The organism is Dyadobacter tibetensis Y620-1 (assembly GCF_000566685.1).
In the GTDB taxonomy this organism is placed as follows: domain Bacteria; phylum Bacteroidota; class Bacteroidia; order Cytophagales; family Spirosomataceae; genus Dyadobacter; species Dyadobacter tibetensis.
In genome coordinates this window covers 618,755-636,091 of record NZ_AZQN01000002.1, presented here as the reverse complement: position 1 = coordinate 636,091, position 17,337 = coordinate 618,755, and the positions used below count along the sequence as shown (strand labels likewise).

Annotated in this window: 8 protein-coding genes; all 8 read left to right on the top strand. The window is 43.2% G+C overall.

Features of this window, described 5'->3' with window-relative positions; translation table 11 throughout:
• Positions 1 to 281: 281 nt before the first annotated feature.
• The 8 genes from X939_RS0106280 to X939_RS0106245 all read left to right on the top strand — a co-directional run bounded on the left by X939_RS0106280 (position 282) and on the right by X939_RS0106245 (position 17,230).
• Complete coding sequence (locus X939_RS0106280) at positions 282 to 3,380, top strand: SusC/RagA family TonB-linked outer membrane protein (protein ID WP_025762413.1); 3,099 nt, start codon at positions 282 to 284, stop codon at positions 3,378 to 3,380.
• An 8-nt stretch (positions 3,381 to 3,388) separates the two neighbouring features.
• Complete coding sequence (locus X939_RS0106275; protein ID WP_025762412.1) at positions 3,389 to 4,990, top strand: SusD/RagB family nutrient-binding outer membrane lipoprotein; 1,602 nt, start codon at positions 3,389 to 3,391, stop codon at positions 4,988 to 4,990.
• Positions 4,991 to 5,127: 137 nt separating this feature from the next.
• Positions 5,128 to 8,457 carry a VCBS repeat-containing protein gene (locus tag X939_RS0106270; protein ID WP_025762411.1) on the top strand — a complete coding sequence of 1,110 codons (3,330 nt, stop codon included), beginning with the start codon at positions 5,128 to 5,130 and terminating at the stop codon, positions 8,455 to 8,457.
• Positions 8,458 to 8,464: 7 nt separating this feature from the next.
• The gene (locus X939_RS0106265) at positions 8,465 to 9,802 is read left to right on the top strand and encodes a vanadium-dependent haloperoxidase (protein WP_052353417.1); all 1,338 of its coding nucleotides are present in this window, start codon (positions 8,465 to 8,467) and stop codon (positions 9,800 to 9,802) included.
• 86 nt (positions 9,803 to 9,888) lie between these two features.
• Positions 9,889 to 10,857, top strand: a complete 969-nt coding sequence (locus tag X939_RS0106260) for an outer membrane beta-barrel protein (protein WP_131694647.1) — start codon at positions 9,889 to 9,891, stop codon at positions 10,855 to 10,857.
• 398 nt (positions 10,858 to 11,255) lie between these two features.
• Entirely contained in the window at positions 11,256 to 12,122 is an 867-nt protein-coding gene (locus X939_RS0106255; RefSeq protein WP_084299347.1) for a ThuA domain-containing protein, read from the top strand.
• 49 nt (positions 12,123 to 12,171) lie between these two features.
• Positions 12,172 to 15,339 (top strand): PVC-type heme-binding CxxCH protein, encoded by a 3,168-nt coding sequence (locus tag X939_RS0106250; RefSeq protein ID WP_025762407.1) that lies wholly within the window; start codon positions 12,172 to 12,174, stop codon positions 15,337 to 15,339.
• A 196-nt stretch (positions 15,340 to 15,535) separates the two neighbouring features.
• Positions 15,536 to 17,230 carry a hypothetical protein gene (locus X939_RS0106245; RefSeq protein ID WP_025762406.1) on the top strand — a complete coding sequence of 565 codons (1,695 nt, stop codon included), beginning with the start codon at positions 15,536 to 15,538 and terminating at the stop codon, positions 17,228 to 17,230.
• Positions 17,231 to 17,337 lie beyond the last annotated feature (107 nt).

The following is a 17,337-nucleotide window of genomic DNA, read 5'->3' as shown; positions in this document are numbered from 1 at the left end:
TCTCCCTATACTAACTGGACATGATGCCCCATTACTAATCTCTCCCTTAGTTCAATATTGATTTTAATTTTATTTTAATGTTAAAATACGAATATGAAATAGTAATATAATTAGTTATATTAACAATTCATTAACAAAAAACCATTAATTATTAATTTTTTTTATAAATTAATTTTTTTCCATATTTGGCACAGGTTCAGTTTAGAAAATTCTGATGTAACGGTCAGATACAAAATGAGATATTGTAAATTGAATTAATCAACAATTTAAATTTGGTATGGATGATGGAACGATTATGTAAAGTATTAAGGAAAGTTGCTATCCCGTTATGGGTCATGGTCCTGATGTATGGAACGGTAATGGCGCAGGATCGCTCAATAACAGGAAAGGTATTAGATGAGACTGGCCAAGGACTTCCAGGTGCCACGGTTACAGTCAAAGGAAGTTCCAGGGGAACCAATGCGGATGCTGAAGGTAATTTCTCTCTATCGGAAGTTGGAGACAATACAACTTTGGTTTTTTCTTCTATTGGTTATTTAAAGAAAGAGGTGGTAGTAGGCAATCGTAGCGAGATTACAATTGATCTGGCTCCTGACGTGGCAAATTTGCAGGAAGTAGTGGTAACGGCCTTAGGTGTATCAAAAGAAACACGTAAGCTTGGTTATTCCGTTACTACCATCGGTGGCGACGTGATGAGTAAGGCCCGGGAAACCAATGTAGGAAACTCATTAGCGGGCCGCGTAGCGGGGCTTAACGTCAAAGGAACCAGTGGAGGGCCAGGAGGTACTGCCAAGATCTTGATGCGTGGAATGCCCAGCATGAACTCTGGAGGTTCTCCATTAATCGTTATCAATGGTGTTCCAATGGACAATACTCAACGCGGTAGTGCAGGAGAATGGGGTGGTGCAGATGGTGGTGATGGATTGGGTAATCTGAATCCTGACGACATAGAGAATATGACGGTTTTGAAAGGGCAGTCTGCTTCAGCTCTTTACGGAGCCAGGGCATCTAATGGAGTAATCCTAATTACCACCAAACGTGGAAAAAAGGGGAGCTTTTCTATCGACTATAATATGAATTATGCCGTAGATAAAGCCATTGATATGACTGACTTTCAGTATGTTTATGGACAGGGAGATGCAGGTGAAAAACCTCTTACCGCTTCTTCGGCGCAACAAACTGCCCGTATGAGTTGGGGGGCCAGATTGGATGGTTCCGATGTGATTCAGTTTGATGGTAATATGTATCCATATCAGGCTCAGAAAAATAACATTAAGAATTTTTATCGCAATGGTTCTAATTTTACCAATAGCTTGTCAGTGACAAAAGGTGGTGAAAATGGATCTTTTAGATTTTCTTTTGCCAATCTGGATAACAAGGCCATCATTGAAAACAGCGGTCTGAACAGAAAAACCTTTAACCTGACCATTGACCAAAACATTACCAGCAAACTGAGTGTAAATGTAATGGCCAATTATGTAGATGAGCTCGTTACCAATAAGCCTATACTTAGTGATGGGCCCATGAATGCTAATAATGGATTATTCCTTGCCACGAATATCGATCAAAGGATCCTGGCTCCAGGATTCAATCCGACTACCGGAAGAGAAATTCAGTTCAGCGACGATGAATATGTAACGAACCCCTATTTTGTAACCAATCAATTTGTTAACGACGTAGGCCGGAAGCGCATCATCTCTGCTGCGGCAGCCAAATACACCTTTACCGATTGGTTATATGCTCAGGCTAGGGTAGGTTATGACAACTCCAACGATAGGATTTTCAAAGTAACTCCATGGGGTACTGCTTATTCGAAGGAAGGGAAAGGGGCGCTAGATGAACTGTCTAATGCGCAGCTAACCGAAATTAACTTGGATGGTTTGATAGGTGTAAACAAGAATTTTGGTGAAGACTTTTCCTTGGATGCGTTGTTAGGAGGAAATATACGTAAAAACGAATATGAGAAAATAGGGGTTAATGGTAGTCCGTTCGTTCTACCCTATTTATATAGCTATAATAATGTAGTCAATTACGGCCGTTCTTATGACTACTCCAAAACGGAAGTGCAGTCGGCGTATTATAGTGTTGATTTAGGCTATAAAGGGTTTTTGACGCTGAGTACCACGGGACGTTATGACGTTTACTCCACCTTACCTAAGGATAACAGAGGTATTTTTACACCATCTGTAACAGGAGCTTTGGTATTTAACGATTTGGTGGATATTCCCGCCCTTAGCTTCGGGAAGCTCCGTGCCTCTTATGCTATTACCAGTGGAGAGCCTACGACCGCCTATGGGACAGCCATTTATTACGGTGTAGGGAATGCATTTAACGGGATAGCCACGGGGAACTTTAGTTATGGACTGCCCAACCTATTTTTAAAGCCCTTTACCAAGGATGAAGTAGAAGTTGGTCTTGAGTTAAAGTTTTTCGGAAGTCGCCTAGGCCTGGATGTTTCTTATTATGAGCAGAAAACAAAGAATGAAATCATGCCTGCTAACTACAGCCCGGCTACAGGATATACCAGTGGGGTAGTGGGTACGGGTTCGGTGCAGAATAAAGGTCTCGAATTACAGTTGTCGGGAACACCGGTGAAGCGGGAGAAGTTTGGTTGGAACGTCTCCTTCAATCTTACTTCGGTACATAATAAGATCCTCAAAACGGATGGAAATAAGCAAACCATTAATTTGGGATCAAACAGAGCCACATTAGGAAATGCTGTAACTGCTTTTGTAGTAGGAGAAGCAGGGCCTCAAATTAGAGCCTATGATTATAAATATGCCTCTAACGGAGCGATTGTTGTGGACGAAGCAGGGCACCCAGTGCGTAGTGACGAGCTCAAGAATTTTGGAAGCGTATTGCCCACATTATTTGGAGGGATTAATAACGACCTGAATTTCGGAGCCTTTAATTTCTCTTTCCTGGTTGATTATAATTTTGGAAATAAGATCCTTTCTGCCACAGAAAATTATGCTATCCGGAGAGGATTACACCAAATGACCTTGGAAGGCCGGGATGGGATAACCACAGGCGTTACAGAAGGAGGGGCAGCCAATACGGTGGAGGCTACGGCCAAAGGATATTATACTGCACTAGCTAATAATGTCACTGGTGTAAGTGTTCTGGATGGAGATTTTATTAAGCTACGCCAATTGACATTGGGCTATAGCATTCCTGCCCGTCTGATTGAAAAATGGCCGCTGGTTCGCGCTGTAAACGTGTCTATTGTGTCTAGAAATTTGGCGGTATTGATGAAGAAAACGACTAATATCGATCCGGAAGCAACTTTTGGAGCCAATTTAAGATATGCCGGTATCGAAGGTACCAGTCTTCCGGCTACTCGCAATTTTGGAGTCAACGTAAATATTAAGTTTAAATAAGAAGGACTATGAAAAAGAGCATATATACCTTGGCCTTAATTGGATTAATCCAGTTTGGGTGTACCGATAATTTTGATGAAATTAATACGGATCCTACCCGTTCATCAGAGGCAAGTTTTGATGCCAATCTGTTGCTGCCTAGCATACAATACAAGCATGCTTCAGCTACTGCAGGTTATAATGGCTCCATTTTGTTTCAGAGTATGTGGGTGAAAATATTAGCCTCTACCACTTCTGGTGCGGCCAGCTATTATAGCAATGCTGATAAGTATGTTATTTCGAGCAATACCAACTCTTATTTGGCGAGTAGCTGGAATACCGACTTCGGGGCGGCGAGTTTCGCATATGAAATGGAGCAGCTAGCGGCCGAGAAACCCTTACTGAGCAATCTCAAGAATATCGCTATCATCATGCAAATCCAGAGTTTGGCTGCTATTAGTGATATCTATGGAGATATTCCCTATTCTGAAGCACTAAAAGCCAAATCGGCAGGCTTGATCTTGCCAGTATATGATACCCAGGAGAGCATTTATAAATCGATGTTGAGCAGACTGGAAACGGCAGTAGTAGCCTTGGATCCTGCTGGAGCGATTCCTACCAACGATGCTTTTACTTATAAGGGGGATATAGTAAAATGGAAGAAGTACGGTTATTCCCTGATGCTGAAGCTGGCCATGCGCTTGACTAAAGTGGATCTTGCTACTGCCAAGACCTATGCCGAAAAGGCAGCAAAAGGAGGTACTTTTACTAGTATTAGCGACGACGCCTATATTATGACCGACGAAGCTAATGGGTATACCAACGGAAATGGATCCGCACTTTCAACTCCAGCCGACGTGTACCAGGTACGTTGGAGTAAGCGATTGATTGATTATCTGAAAGAAAATGATGACCCCCGCCTAGGTAAAATTGCGGAAGTCCCTCAGGCTGGGCTAGCAGCGAATCAGAGCTTTGATAAGGCTGGAAATTCTACTCCGGCCATACAGATGGGATTACCCAATGGTTATGATTTGAATGGCGGAGCCACCGATATCACAAAGGCCCCAGGATATCCTGGTCCTACTGGTTCTGGAGCGGATGTTACCCCCATCGGTAATTATTCCAGACCTACCCAATTTTACAGGGATAGAAGCGGGCCCTTGTATGTGTTGACTTATGCGCAGACAGAACTGTTACTTGCAGAAGCAGCGACACGTGGTTTCGCAGTTGGTGGAACGGCTGCAGCTCACTATAAAAATGCAGTATCTGCCGGGATCCAGTCATTGTCCTATTTTGGAGCAGAGGCAAGTATTCCGGCGGCCACGGCCAATGCCTATGCCGAAGCTCATCCTTTGGTTGAAGCCAATGCCCTAAAGCAAATTAATGAACAGTATTGGGCGACCACTGGCATGTTTTTTAACTTCGTTGAAGCATGGAATAATTGGAAACGCTCAGGGTTTCCTGAGTTAACTCCTGTGAATTATGTGGGTAATTTCTCGGGTGGTCAGATACCCCGTCGCCAACCCTACCCAACATCGGAAGCTACCTTAAATGGGGTTAATTATAATGCAGCTGTCGGCAGACTTAATGGAGGAAACAACTGGGTTTCCAGAAGCTGGTGGGATAAATAAGATAAGTGGTCTATGGCTAGGAAGGCTCCCTTCTTAGCCATAGGCATTTTTAATGTACTGGTTTATGGCTAACTTCAACGACTCGTTGAAGTTTTTTGTTAATAGCCTCTATACCTACCCGAATTATTGATAAGATCATGATGATTCCTCTACGCTTTTTACCCTTCACCACCTGTTTCTGCCTATTATTAATCGGTAATGCGTCTTTACTCGCTCAGATACCCTTGTTTAAATTAATCAGTTCTAAGGAGTCCGATCTCAAATTTGTGAATTCGCTAAACGACAAGGAAGATCTGAATGTTATGGCCTACGAATATTTTTATAATGGAGGTGGCGTAGCCGTAGGTGATATTAATAATGACGGACTGGAAGATTTGTTCTTGACCTCCAATATGGGGGAGAACAAATTGTACCTTAATCTTGGCAATTTAAAATTTAAGGATATCACTAAACATGCCTCCAAAGAACTTCAAGGACGTAAAGGCGGATGGAAAACCGGCGTCAGTATGGCGGATGTGAATGGTGATGGATTGCTTGATATTTACATCTGCTATTCTGGTAAGGTTGAGGAGCAGCTCCGGAAGAATCAACTGTTCATCAATTTAGGGGTGGGTGATGGTGTCGTTAAATTTGAAGAACAGGCAGAAAAGTATGGTTTGGCTGCGCCCAGTTATAGCACTCAGGCTGCCTTCTTCGATTACGATCAGGATGGAGATCTGGATATGTTTCTACTCAATCATAGTGTCAAGAAAATTGATAATTTAGAGTTGGCTAAATTTAGGCAGCAGACAGACGAACTGGCAGGGAATAAACTATTTGAGAATAGGAATAATCATTTCGTTAATGTAACTGAATTGGCGGGGATTAAGCAATTTCCATTGACTTTCGGTTTGGGGCTCGCCATCGCGGATGTCAACCAGGATGGGTGGCAGGATATTTATGTTACCAATGATTATAACGAACCTGATTATCTCTATATCAATCAAAAAAATGGAACCTTTGAGGACGTCTCAAAGACTTATTTCAGACATATGGCCCAGTTTTCCATGGGAGTCGATATAGCAGATTATAATAACGATGGTCTGCCTGACCTGATATCCTTAGACATGCTGCCTGAAGATAACCGGCGTCAGAAACTGTTGCAGCTTCAAGAAAATTATGAGGCATTTGAGTTAATGACAAAACAGGATCTACATCGGCAGTATATGCGCAATATGCTCCAGTTAAATAACGGTAATGGGACTTTCAGTGAAATTGCCCAGCTGGCGGGAGTCTCTAATACAGATTGGAGCTGGAGTCCACTACTGGCTGATTTCGATAATGACGGATACAAGGACTTATTTGTCAGTAACGGGTATTACCGCGACTACACCAATAAGGATTTCTTGCGTTATTGGGGCGATTATAAAATTAGAAAGGCCATAGACCGTGAACCAATGAAGTTGATGGATCTGGTTCAGGCAATGCCTTCCACTCGAATTGCCAATTATATATTCAAAAATAACCGTGATCTCACCTTCAGCAATCAGCAGCAGGAGTGGGGGCTTACTCATCAGGCCGTTTCGGCAGGTGCTGTTTATGCAGACTTGGATAATGACGGGGATCTGGATCTGATCATTAATAATATCAACGAAGAGGTGTTTTTATATGAAAACCAACAGAATGTAAATGGAAATCAAGGATTTATGCAGGTGGTTTTAAAGCAGAACCAGGGGAATACCAACTGCATCGGAGCAAAGGTATCTGTCTATAGCAGGGGCCTGACGCAATACCAGGAGGTCAATCCATCTCGCGGCTATCTATCCAGTATGTCTTCACGACTGCATTTTGGGTTGGGGGCCGGGCAATTTCCTGTCGATTCGGTGGTCGTAATATGGCCTGATATGCAAAAGCAGGTACATAAGGGCCTTGCTATTAATCAACAACATGTTTTATTTAAGGATCCCAAGGGGGGCACGAAGCGCCCAAATAGGGAGTCATTATCGGCAACTTCAGCTGAATCGATGGTCAGCATGATCAGCAGTCCTATTCAATATATCCATCAGGGTTTCGACGAAAATGATTTTAAAAGGCAACCGCTGATGTTATCGATGTATTCTCAAACGGGCCCTATTTTGGCACAAGGCGATGTCAACAAAGATGGCTTAGCCGATGTCTATGTATCAGGACATTCCGATCGTCAGGCGAAGATATGGATTCAGGGCAGAAATGGGGAATTTTCTGAAATGCCTGGATTTTCAGTAGGCGATGAGAATGAAAGTACTAACTCTGCTGCGTTATTTTTTGATGCCAATGGAGATGGTTACGATGATCTATATCTGGCCAAGGGGGGATATGGATTGGTGGTTCCGAACACCCTGGCCCTGCAGGACGAACTGTACCTTAATGATGGGAAAGGTGCCCTTCGATTGTCCGTTCTCTCCCTGCCCAATCTGAAAGGGAGCAGCAAGTCTTGTTTGCGACCCGCTGATTTTGATGGGGATGGCGATCTGGATTTATTCGTTGGGGGACGCATTATCCCTGGAAGATATCCTGAAAACCCTAAATCTTACCTTTTGGTAAATAAAGGGAATGGAACTTTTGAAATTGCTCCTACTCCTTTTTCTGAAATAGGAATGATAACAGATGCGCAATGGGGGGATGTGAATGCCGATGGCCGCCCCGATTTAGTACTTGCAGGAGAGTACATGCCTATAAAGATTTATCATAATTTGATAAGTGGATTTGAGGATGCTACCACTCATTATTTTGAAAAAGAAATGTCAGGAATTTGGAGTAGTCTGACCCTGGCAGATGTGAATGGCGATGGTCAACTTGATCTGCTGGGAGGCAATATGGGTTTGAATTCACAGGTCAAAGCTTCCCAAGAGCAACCTGCTATGCTTTATTATGCTGATTTTGATGAAAACGGTTCAATTGATCCATTTTTTACCTTCTACATTCAGGGCAAACCCTATCCCTTTGTCAGCAGAGATGAATTAAACGATCAGATGTTTGGTATGCGTAAGAAGTTTCGTTCCTATCAGGATTATTCTGATGCCGGAATAACCGACATCCTTTCGCCAGAGCTAATGAAAAAGGCCAAAGTCAAAACTGTGAACACCTTAGAGACCCAGGTTTTTATTCGCCAGGGTGAGCGGTTTATAAAGAAAACCTTGCCTATCGAGGCACAATTTGCTCCGGTGACTGCGTTGGTGGCCAGGGATATAAATCAGGACGGGAAAGTAGATCTTTTGTTATTCGGTAATAAATCGGCCAATCGATTGAAAATTGGTTCTATAGATGCTAATTATGGCTTCATGCTTTTAGGAGATGGAAAGGGTGGATTTGATTATGTACCGCAAACTCGTTCTGGAATAAATGTTCAGGGAGATGTAAAATCAGTAATAGACATGACCGTGGCAGGGAAAAATATAATGTTAATTGGGGCTTTCGACCATCCTATCCAGGCCCTTTCATTTAAATAAAATGTCAATGAGAAGTTGTACTTTCTTCCAATATAGTTCTGTCCTCCTCCTCATCATGTTGATAGGCTCTGATTCATATGCACAGCGCATAATCGCCTACGAAAAATATATGAAGGACATCGTTCAGGCGACCTCCATGGTGATGATTCACGACGTGGTGAATCCTCCGGCAGCAAGTAGGTTTTATGCTTACAGTCTCTTAGGTGCTTATGAAATTATGGCGAGCCAGAAGAAGGATATAGTGCCATTAACGAGCCTGAATACCGGATTTGGGCCAGTAATGGTACCCAAGAATGAAGTTTATGATTATCAGGTTGCAGCCTTGCTTACAATTCTTCTTACGGCACAGGAAATATTGCCATCGGGATATATGCTGGAAGAGAAAATTAATTCCTTTACTACGACTCTTTTAAAGGAAGGATTAACCGTTGAGCAGTTGAACCAGGCTAAGATGATAGCCGATACGGTGACCAAACAAGTGCTTCGACAAGCCTCTCAGGACAATTACGCCAAGTTAAGTGCCCTGCGTAGATATCGCCCTCTCAAGGGAGATGCTTATTGGTACCCCACGCCTCCTGGCTATATGGAGGGGATAGAGCCTAATTGGAATATAATCAGGCCGGTTTTCCTGGATAGTTGTAGCCAATTTACTCCCATGGAACCAGTTGTTTATAGTAATGATCCGAACAGTTCCTTCTATAAAATGACTGATGAAGTATATCGCACGGTCAATAATCTGACCGAGGAACAAAAGCTAATAGCATCATTCTGGGATTGTAATCCATTTGCTATCAATACCTCGGGTCATATGATGATCGGTTTCAAAAAAATTAGTCCGGGTGGACATTGGATGGGGATAACGAGCATAGCAGCAGACAAGGCCAATTTGGATCTGGGCAGATCCATTACCGCTCATGCCCTGGTGGCGTTCACCCTGATGGATGCGTTTATCAGTTGTTGGGACGAAAAATATCGGAGTAACCGAATCAGACCCGAAACAGTAATTAATCGGCTTATTGACAAACGCTGGCAACCTTTATTGCAAACCCCACCCTTCCCGGAGTATACCAGTGGTCATAGTGTCATTTCAACTGCGGCTGCAGAGGTCCTGAGCTTTTTGTTTGGCGATTCTTTCCAATTTACCGATGATACCGAGATTATTTTTGATCTGCCAAAGCGAGATTTTCCTTCATTTCGTTATGCGGCGCAGGAAGCGGCTATTTCCAGACTATATGGAGGTATACATTATAGAGATGCCATTGAAGCTGGGCAGGACCAAGGGGGGAAACTGGGGAGGTTTATCGTTGGCCGGCTTAAATTGGCAGGTGTCCGGTCATTGCGCTAGCATTTCCTGTTCGACAATTATTAAAATCTAACCCTTATCTTTGAACCCGTTAATTGACTTTTACCAAAAGGCTGAAGGTATCGAGTGTGAAAAATTGTCTCTATCTATTTCTTTTCTTATTTGCATGTTGCAACCCAAAGGCTTCAGGCCAAGATCTATTGGTCACCTCGCGGGGGGACTCTTTGCAGGTTCGATTACACGAAGTCGAAGGAGAGTATATTCGCTTCGATTGGAAAGAAAGATTGAGGACCACGGTTAGGGAGCTTCCCCGAAGTGAGGTGGCCGTGCTCATCAAAGGTTTCTATGAGAATCAGAAAAGGCCTAGGGATACTCAGAAAAATACAGAGAACACAGATAGTGCCCAATCTGCAGCAAAGGGTGAGAAAGTACCGGACACTGAATCCATTGAAGTAGCCTTTCTGGATACTATTCAAATATCGTCTTCATATAGTCCTGAGTGGCAGTTAGGTGCGTATGCAGGGTTAAGTAAACGACTGTTCAGTCCCAAGATTGGCCTTTCGCAGTCAGAACTTGATTACCTTCAAAAAATTAAAACTGGTTATTCTTTTGGTATTGCCGCTAATCACTTTTTCAAAAAGCGCTGGGGGCTAGGCTTACGTTATGATACCTACCGGTCTGATGCCAGGAAAAATGAAACGAATACCAATAAGGTTAACATTCAATTTATAGGTTTGTCGCTTTTGCATCGCAGTCCCCTTAGCGGAGTTGGTGGGTATATTCAATCAGGTTTTGAAATCGGCTACCAGCCCTATCGCAACCATGCCGTGATCAATGGGTTGGAGTCCTTGCTCCATGCTAAGTCTATGGGATGGGGCATTTCTGTGGGTTACCACAGAGCCGTAGCGGAGAAAATAATTCTCAGTCTGACGGGGACCTGTTTGATAGGAGTTAGTTATAAAATGACCACTGAAGTTAATGGTTCAAGACAAACATTGTATCTAAACAGAAAAGATTTTGAAGATCTCACCCGAGCCGCTATAACTTTAGGGATTGCATTTGCTGATGTTGTCCCGAATCTGTTTCGAACAAAGTAAGCGCCTATTTTTATGTAATAGAATGGTTTGTGAAGCACCTGATTCTGGAGAGAGACAGGATAGATTTAGAAGGAGCGGTTCGTTACTTCATAGCCTGGGCTCTTGCCAACAATTAGGTTCAGTAATAGTCCCCAATGCAATGATATGAAAGATCAATTGATGGAATTCTGATCAGACTTTGAGCCATATGAGTCTTTATTGAACTCCTCATATGCCGGTTTTAAAAATTATAATAGGATTAACTAAGGGGGAAATAGGAGTTTAAAGTCTATACCATATGTCATTGCTGAAAAATTATGTCAATATTCGTTCATTTTGCGGTAGAATGGCTGAATAATTGACTTAAAATAAAGAAATTCCTAAATAACCATTCAACCTTAGCTTTAATGAAAATTAAAATGACTTTTTGGCTTTTGGGGCTGCTAGTAGTGACCCATTCCGCATTCAGTTGGGATGTACCCAATAGCCATCCTACAAAGAAAAAACCCCTCGTAGTCTTCGTCACTGGCGATCATGAATACAGTGGAGAAGCCACTCTTCCCATAATTGCCACAGAATTAGAGAAGAAATATGATATACGTGCTATTGTCCTTAAGGCCTACCCAAACCAGAATAGCGAAAAAAATATCCCCGGACTTGAGATCCTGAAAGAAGCAGACCTGGCCGTGTTTTATTTAAGATGGAGACAGTTGCCTTCCGAGCAGTTAGCCTTGATTGAGGATTACCTCAAATCGGGTAAACCGGTGATGGGTTTCCGTACGACCACCCATGCCTTTAATTTTCCAAAAGGGCATGCAGATGAGCGATGGAATGCATTCGGAGAGTTTGCGCTCAATTCGCCTCCAGGCTGGGGGGGAGCCGCTAAGCATACGCATTACGGTCACGAAAGCACTACCGATGTTCGTATTGTGGGGGAGCAGTCGAAGCATCCTATACTTACAGGAGTAGATCCTACTTTTCATGCCCAGTCTTGGCTGTACCATGTACTTCCCGATTACCCTACTTCAGGTTCTGAAGTTTTGCTTATGGGTTCAGCTGTAAATCCTAATCGCAAGGCCGTTGATAATCCTGTGGCATGGGTAGGTAAAAATAGCTACGGTGCCAAGATATTTATGACTACACTGGGTCATCCGGAAGATTTTAGAATCCCCAGCTTCCAGCGCTTAATTATTAATGCCATACATTGGGAATTAGGCTTAAAAGTACCTAAAAAGTGGCATGGACCGACGGAAATTAATGTTCCATACCGGGGCATTGCCAAATAGAGAATGCAATTCATATACGACTAATTCCTTAACTTAAAATTGAGATAAAATGCCTAAATCCAAAAGATTAAGTATGCTAGGCCTTCTGCTTATTGGTGGCCTCATACTCGCTTTTAGTGCCTTCCGCTTTGGCCCTGCCGAAACCTTAAAAATAAAAAAGGGATCCCATATTTCACTTATTGGCAATAATCTGGGATCCAGAATGATGGAGTATAACCTCTTTGAAACTGAAATGCAGACCCGGTTTGCAGACAGTTTGCTTTATATCCGTAATATGTGTGATGCTGGCGATACCCCAGGTTTTCGGCCTAGAGCTAGTAGAAATGACCCCTGGGCATTTCCTGGGGCAGAAAAATTTCAGACCGAGCTGGCCACCAATTCGCATAGTGTAGGTCATTTTGAATCGCCAGACGAATGGTTGACGCGCCTTAAAACGGATATCGTTATCGGGTTTTTCGGATATAATGAATCGTTTGAGGGACCCAAGGGGCTTGAAAATTTTAAAGGGGAACTCGAAGCCTTTATCAGGCACACCAAGGCTCAGCGCTATAATGGCTCTACCGCTCCTCAGCTCGCCTTGGTTTCTCCAATCGCATTTGAAGATCTCTCTGCCAAAATGGACTTGCCCAATGGGAAGAAGGAAAATGCCAATCTGGCATTATACACCGCTGCCATGAAGGAAGTAGCAGAAAGAAACGATGTGTTATTTCTAGATGCCTTTAATCCTACAAAAGAATGGTATGCCAGTTCTTCTGCGGATTTGACAATCGACGGTTCACAAATGAATGAAGCAGGTTATGAGAAATTAGCTACCCTGCTCGCTGATAAACTTTTTGGCTCTGGATCTTCCAAAGCTGAGCCCCGCAGGGCGGCTATTCGCAAAGCAGTAGAAGAAAAAAACTGGATGTGGCATAACGATTATAAAATTCCGAATAGCGTTCATGTATACGGCCGTCGATATAACCCATTCGGTCCTGAAAACTACCCGGCGGAGATTGAAAAAATCCGTCAAATGACAGACATCAGAGATCAGGCTATCTGGTCGCTCGCCTCTACGGGCAAGAAGACCGATCTGGCCGCTGAAGATGCCAAAACCAGAGAGCTTCCTAAGGTGAAGACCAATTTTAATCCCGACAAGAATGGTAGTCTGGAGTATCTGTATGGACAGAAAGCACTGGACCAGATTAAAGTAGCTGATGGTTATAAGATTGAACTTTTTGCTTCCGAAGAAACCTTTCCCGACCTTGCTAACCCCGTGCAGATGTCCTTCGATACCAAAGGACGTTTATGGGTAGCTACTATGCCAAGTTACCCCCATTATCAACCCGGTAACTCCCGGCCTAACGACAAATTATTGATTCTGGAAGATACAAATGGGGACGGTAAAGCGGATAAGCAAACTGTTTTCGTGGATGGTTTACATCTGCCTCTCGGTTTCGAAATTGCTCATGAAGGGGTATATGTATCCCAAGGGCCCAATTTGAAGCTCTATACGGATACAAATGGGGATGACAAAGCCGATAAAGTTGAAATATTGATGAGTGGTTTCGATGATCATGATACACACCATAATAGTAGTGCCTTTACGGTAGATCCTTCCGGTGCCATCTATTCTGGTGAAGGTGTATTCCTTCATACTAATGTGGAAACCTCTTATGGGCCAGTTCGTGCTAGTAATGGTGGATTTTATCGCTACGCTCCGCAATTGCATAAATTAGAACGTACTGCGCAACTTTCTATTCCCAATCCATGGGGAATCATGTTTGACGACTGGGGACAACCATTCTTTGCAGAGACTTCAGGCCCCGACGTTCGTTGGATGCTTCCCGGTTCGGTTTTACCCCGATACGGCAATGCCACCCATAAGTCTGTAAATTTGATTGAAGATGCACACCGGGTACGCCCTACTTCGGGTTTGGAATTTATTTCAAGTCGTCATTTCCCGGACGATGTTCAGGGTGATTTTTTGATTAATAATACCATTGGATTCTTGGGGACCAAGCAACATACATTGAAAGATGATGGAACAGGTTATGCGAGTCGTCACCGTAAGGATTTGATCGTAAGTACCGATCGGAACTTCAGACCAGTAGATATGGAGTTTGCCCCAGATGGTTCTCTGTATGTGATCGATTGGCATAATATCTTAATCGGACATATGCAGCATAACGCACGTGATCCGTTGCGCGATCATTCTCATGGTCGGGTATATCGCATTACCTACCCGGGCCGTCCGTTGGTTAAGCCTGCCAAAATTCATGGTGCTAGTTTAGATGTTCTTTTTGATAATTTGAAATTGCCGGAATACCGGGCGCGCTATCGCACAAGAGCAGAGCTCCGTGGCCGCGATCAGAAGCAGGTTTTAGCGAAGGCTAAGACCTGGGTAGCTGGATTGGATAAGAACGACCCGAATTACGAACATCAAGTCCTGGAAGCACTGTGGGTAACCTGGGGAATGAATAAGGTGGATCAGGAATTGTTGCGTAAGGTGATGAAATTTAAAGATTTTAGAGCCCGCACAGCAGCTGTACAAGTGTTGCGGTACACTGGCCATCAAGTAGCCGACCAGGCTCAATTATTACAACAGGCGGCCAATGACGAACATGGTAGGGTAAGGCTTGCAGCGATAGTGGCCGCTTCCTGGATAGGCAAAGAGAAAGGTATGATGGTATTAAATGCTGCCTCTAAAAAGCCTATGGACGAATGGACCATTCATGCCTATGATGCTGCAGTCGCTCACCTTAACGACAGATCTGTGAAGGAAGTCAAGGAAACCGTGGTTGCCTCCGGACTTAAGGGTAAGGAACAGGAGTTGTTTAAGGCAGGAAAAGAAATCTTCTTAAGGGAAGGATATTGCTCTACCTGTCACCAACCAGACGGTAAAGGTCTGGAAGCTGCCGGTTTCCCTCCTCTAATTGGTACACCTTGGGTAGTAGGAAGTGAAGAGAGGTTGATTAAGCTCGTATTGAATGGGATGATGGGGCCAATAGAAGTTGCGGGTAAAAAATACCCTGGACAGGTTCCCATGACGCAATTTGCTGGCCTGCTTAATGACAAGGAACTAGCGAGTGTTTTAACTTATGTACGAAATTCCTTTGGAAATAAAGCACCTGCCGTATCCCCCGAAAAGGTGAAACAGGTAAGAGCTGCTTCAGCCAGCAAGAAAGGATTCTATAAGCCTGAGGAATTGCTTAAAATGCATCCTATGGAAAAATAAAGCCTGGTTGAATGGAAGTGCTATCCTGGGGACTTCCGAAAATGAATTAAATATATGGGCGGGCCAGTGGATTATTTCACTGGCCCGCCTATTTTTTTGTCTAAAATGTGCTTTCTTCGCCTTTAATTGATCTGTTCAGCAGGTATAAGTACTACCACTGAAAATCGAAATTACATTAAACAAGCATATTTTGAGTATGTCGAAATTGGTATATTGGCTGGGTCTATTGATCATTTATTGTTTCTTCATTATTTATAATTTCTTTTATGCAGTTGACTTTCCCTTTCAAGACGACTTCTTACTTATTCAGTTTGTTGAGGCTGTAACGAAACCAGGGGCCGATTTTGCCGTTTTCCTGCGGGAACTATTTAGTGTTCATAACGACCATAAAGCGGTGGTACCCCGTCTTATTGCCTTGGGAAATTATAGTTTAACGGGTACGCTGAATTTTCGCGCTTACACGGTTATTACGGCTATTAATATCAGCCTGATATTCTGGTTTTTATACCAACAGTTCAAAAGGACTTCCGTTTCAATTGCCTATTTTTTGCCGGCGGCACTATTCTTTTTTCACCCCCTGTATCATGATATTACCGGCTGGTCGCTAAATGGTATGCAGCATTCCATTAGTACAGTGTTTACCATTGGGAGTATTGTGATGGTATGCCGCAGAACCTGGTCGGGAGTAGGATGGGGTATTTTAATGGGTCTCATGGCTACTTTTACCCATGGGAATGGTATTTTTTCCTTCCCTGCTCTCATCTTCTGCCTGATTCTCTTTGCAGAATGGAAGAAGTCCATAGTAGTCGTATTGGGTATGTTTTTGGCACTTGGCTTCTACTTATATGGATATCAATTTGGTCAAGCTGCTGGTTTACCAGACAATTTCTGGGCTCCATTCGAATCTTTTACAGGCTTTATAGGCGCCTCTATGATGGTATGGACCGATCAGGTAATTTGGTCAGTAATATGGGGTGGACTGTTGATTCTAATCGTGCTCATCCTAATCGTTTTATGTCTGAAGAGCATGTTATATCAGGAGGAATCTTTACCCGTTCGACAAATCCCCTTATTAGGTGTATTCGTCTACATGCTGGTTATGAGCATGGTTATAGCCGTTTTTCGTTCTTCTGCCGGAGGAGCCATTACCAGTCGGTTTCAAATCTATGCGGCTATGTCTACCGTTATTGTTTATTTGCTACTTTTGGATTTGGGGTACCTGAGAAATAAGTTTTTACTCCACTGCATAAGCCTAATAGGCGTTGTATATTGTACATATTCTTATTATAGGTTTACTCGAACTGTAGAAAATAAACAGACCACATATTTAGCGGATGTGTTTAACTGGGTTAATAACCGGGAGTTGTTTTCTGTGGAACGATCTCTTCAACGGAATGCATCGTTCTACCTTTTTCCAGCTACCGACCGTGGTATATTGAGGATGCCAGAACCCCGGATAAGTAAGGCGGAAATAGAAAAGGCATTTTCGTCAAGTTCTCTACCCATGTCAGCCGATTCATCGGCAGCCATTTTCGATTGGAATTTTATAAGGAGTATCAATGGGGTGGTGGATAGCCTCACTTACTTTTATATCAGTCAATCGGAGGCACCTCCCCGTTTACCTCTTCTTTCCAATCGGTTTCTCGCCCTTAGAAATATTGAAAGCGGAAAAATATGGTTGCATGCTGCCACCCCGGAAATGGAAGGACGGAAGGCGGTTTTGACCATACAGCACTACCACAAATCTGGTTTCCAGGCATTATTTAGAAATGATGACCTTATAGAGGGACGGTACCAGTTACTGGTTGTCGATGTTTCGAGAGATGGTAGTAAAAAGTTTTATCACTCCCATCTTGTCTTGGTTTCCCAGGGAGGGAAACTCCTGTTTTAGGGGATCATTCAAGGATTCTTAGCAGGTTTGATGAGGCTCAGAATGCCCACCATCTGAAGCCTGCGTCAAATCGGTACAGAGCCAAGGAAAAGTAGTTAAAATGTCGT

Bases quoted from the DNA above. Each gene is read 5' to 3' on its own strand.
- X939_RS0106280 (WP_025762413.1), top strand. From the start codon at position 282: ATGATGGAACGATTATGTAAAGTATTAAGGAAAGTTGCTATCCCGTTA.
- X939_RS0106275 (WP_025762412.1), top strand. From the start codon at position 3,389: ATGAAAAAGAGCATATATACCTTGGCCTTAATTGGATTAATCCAGTTT.
- X939_RS0106270 (WP_025762411.1), top strand. From the start codon at position 5,128: ATGATGATTCCTCTACGCTTTTTACCCTTCACCACCTGTTTCTGCCTA.
- X939_RS0106265 (WP_052353417.1), top strand. From the start codon at position 8,465: ATGAGAAGTTGTACTTTCTTCCAATATAGTTCTGTCCTCCTCCTCATC.
- X939_RS0106255 (WP_084299347.1), top strand. From the start codon at position 11,256: ATGACTTTTTGGCTTTTGGGGCTGCTAGTAGTGACCCATTCCGCATTC.
- X939_RS0106250 (WP_025762407.1), top strand. From the start codon at position 12,172: ATGCCTAAATCCAAAAGATTAAGTATGCTAGGCCTTCTGCTTATTGGT.
- X939_RS0106245 (WP_025762406.1), top strand. From the start codon at position 15,536: ATGTCGAAATTGGTATATTGGCTGGGTCTATTGATCATTTATTGTTTC.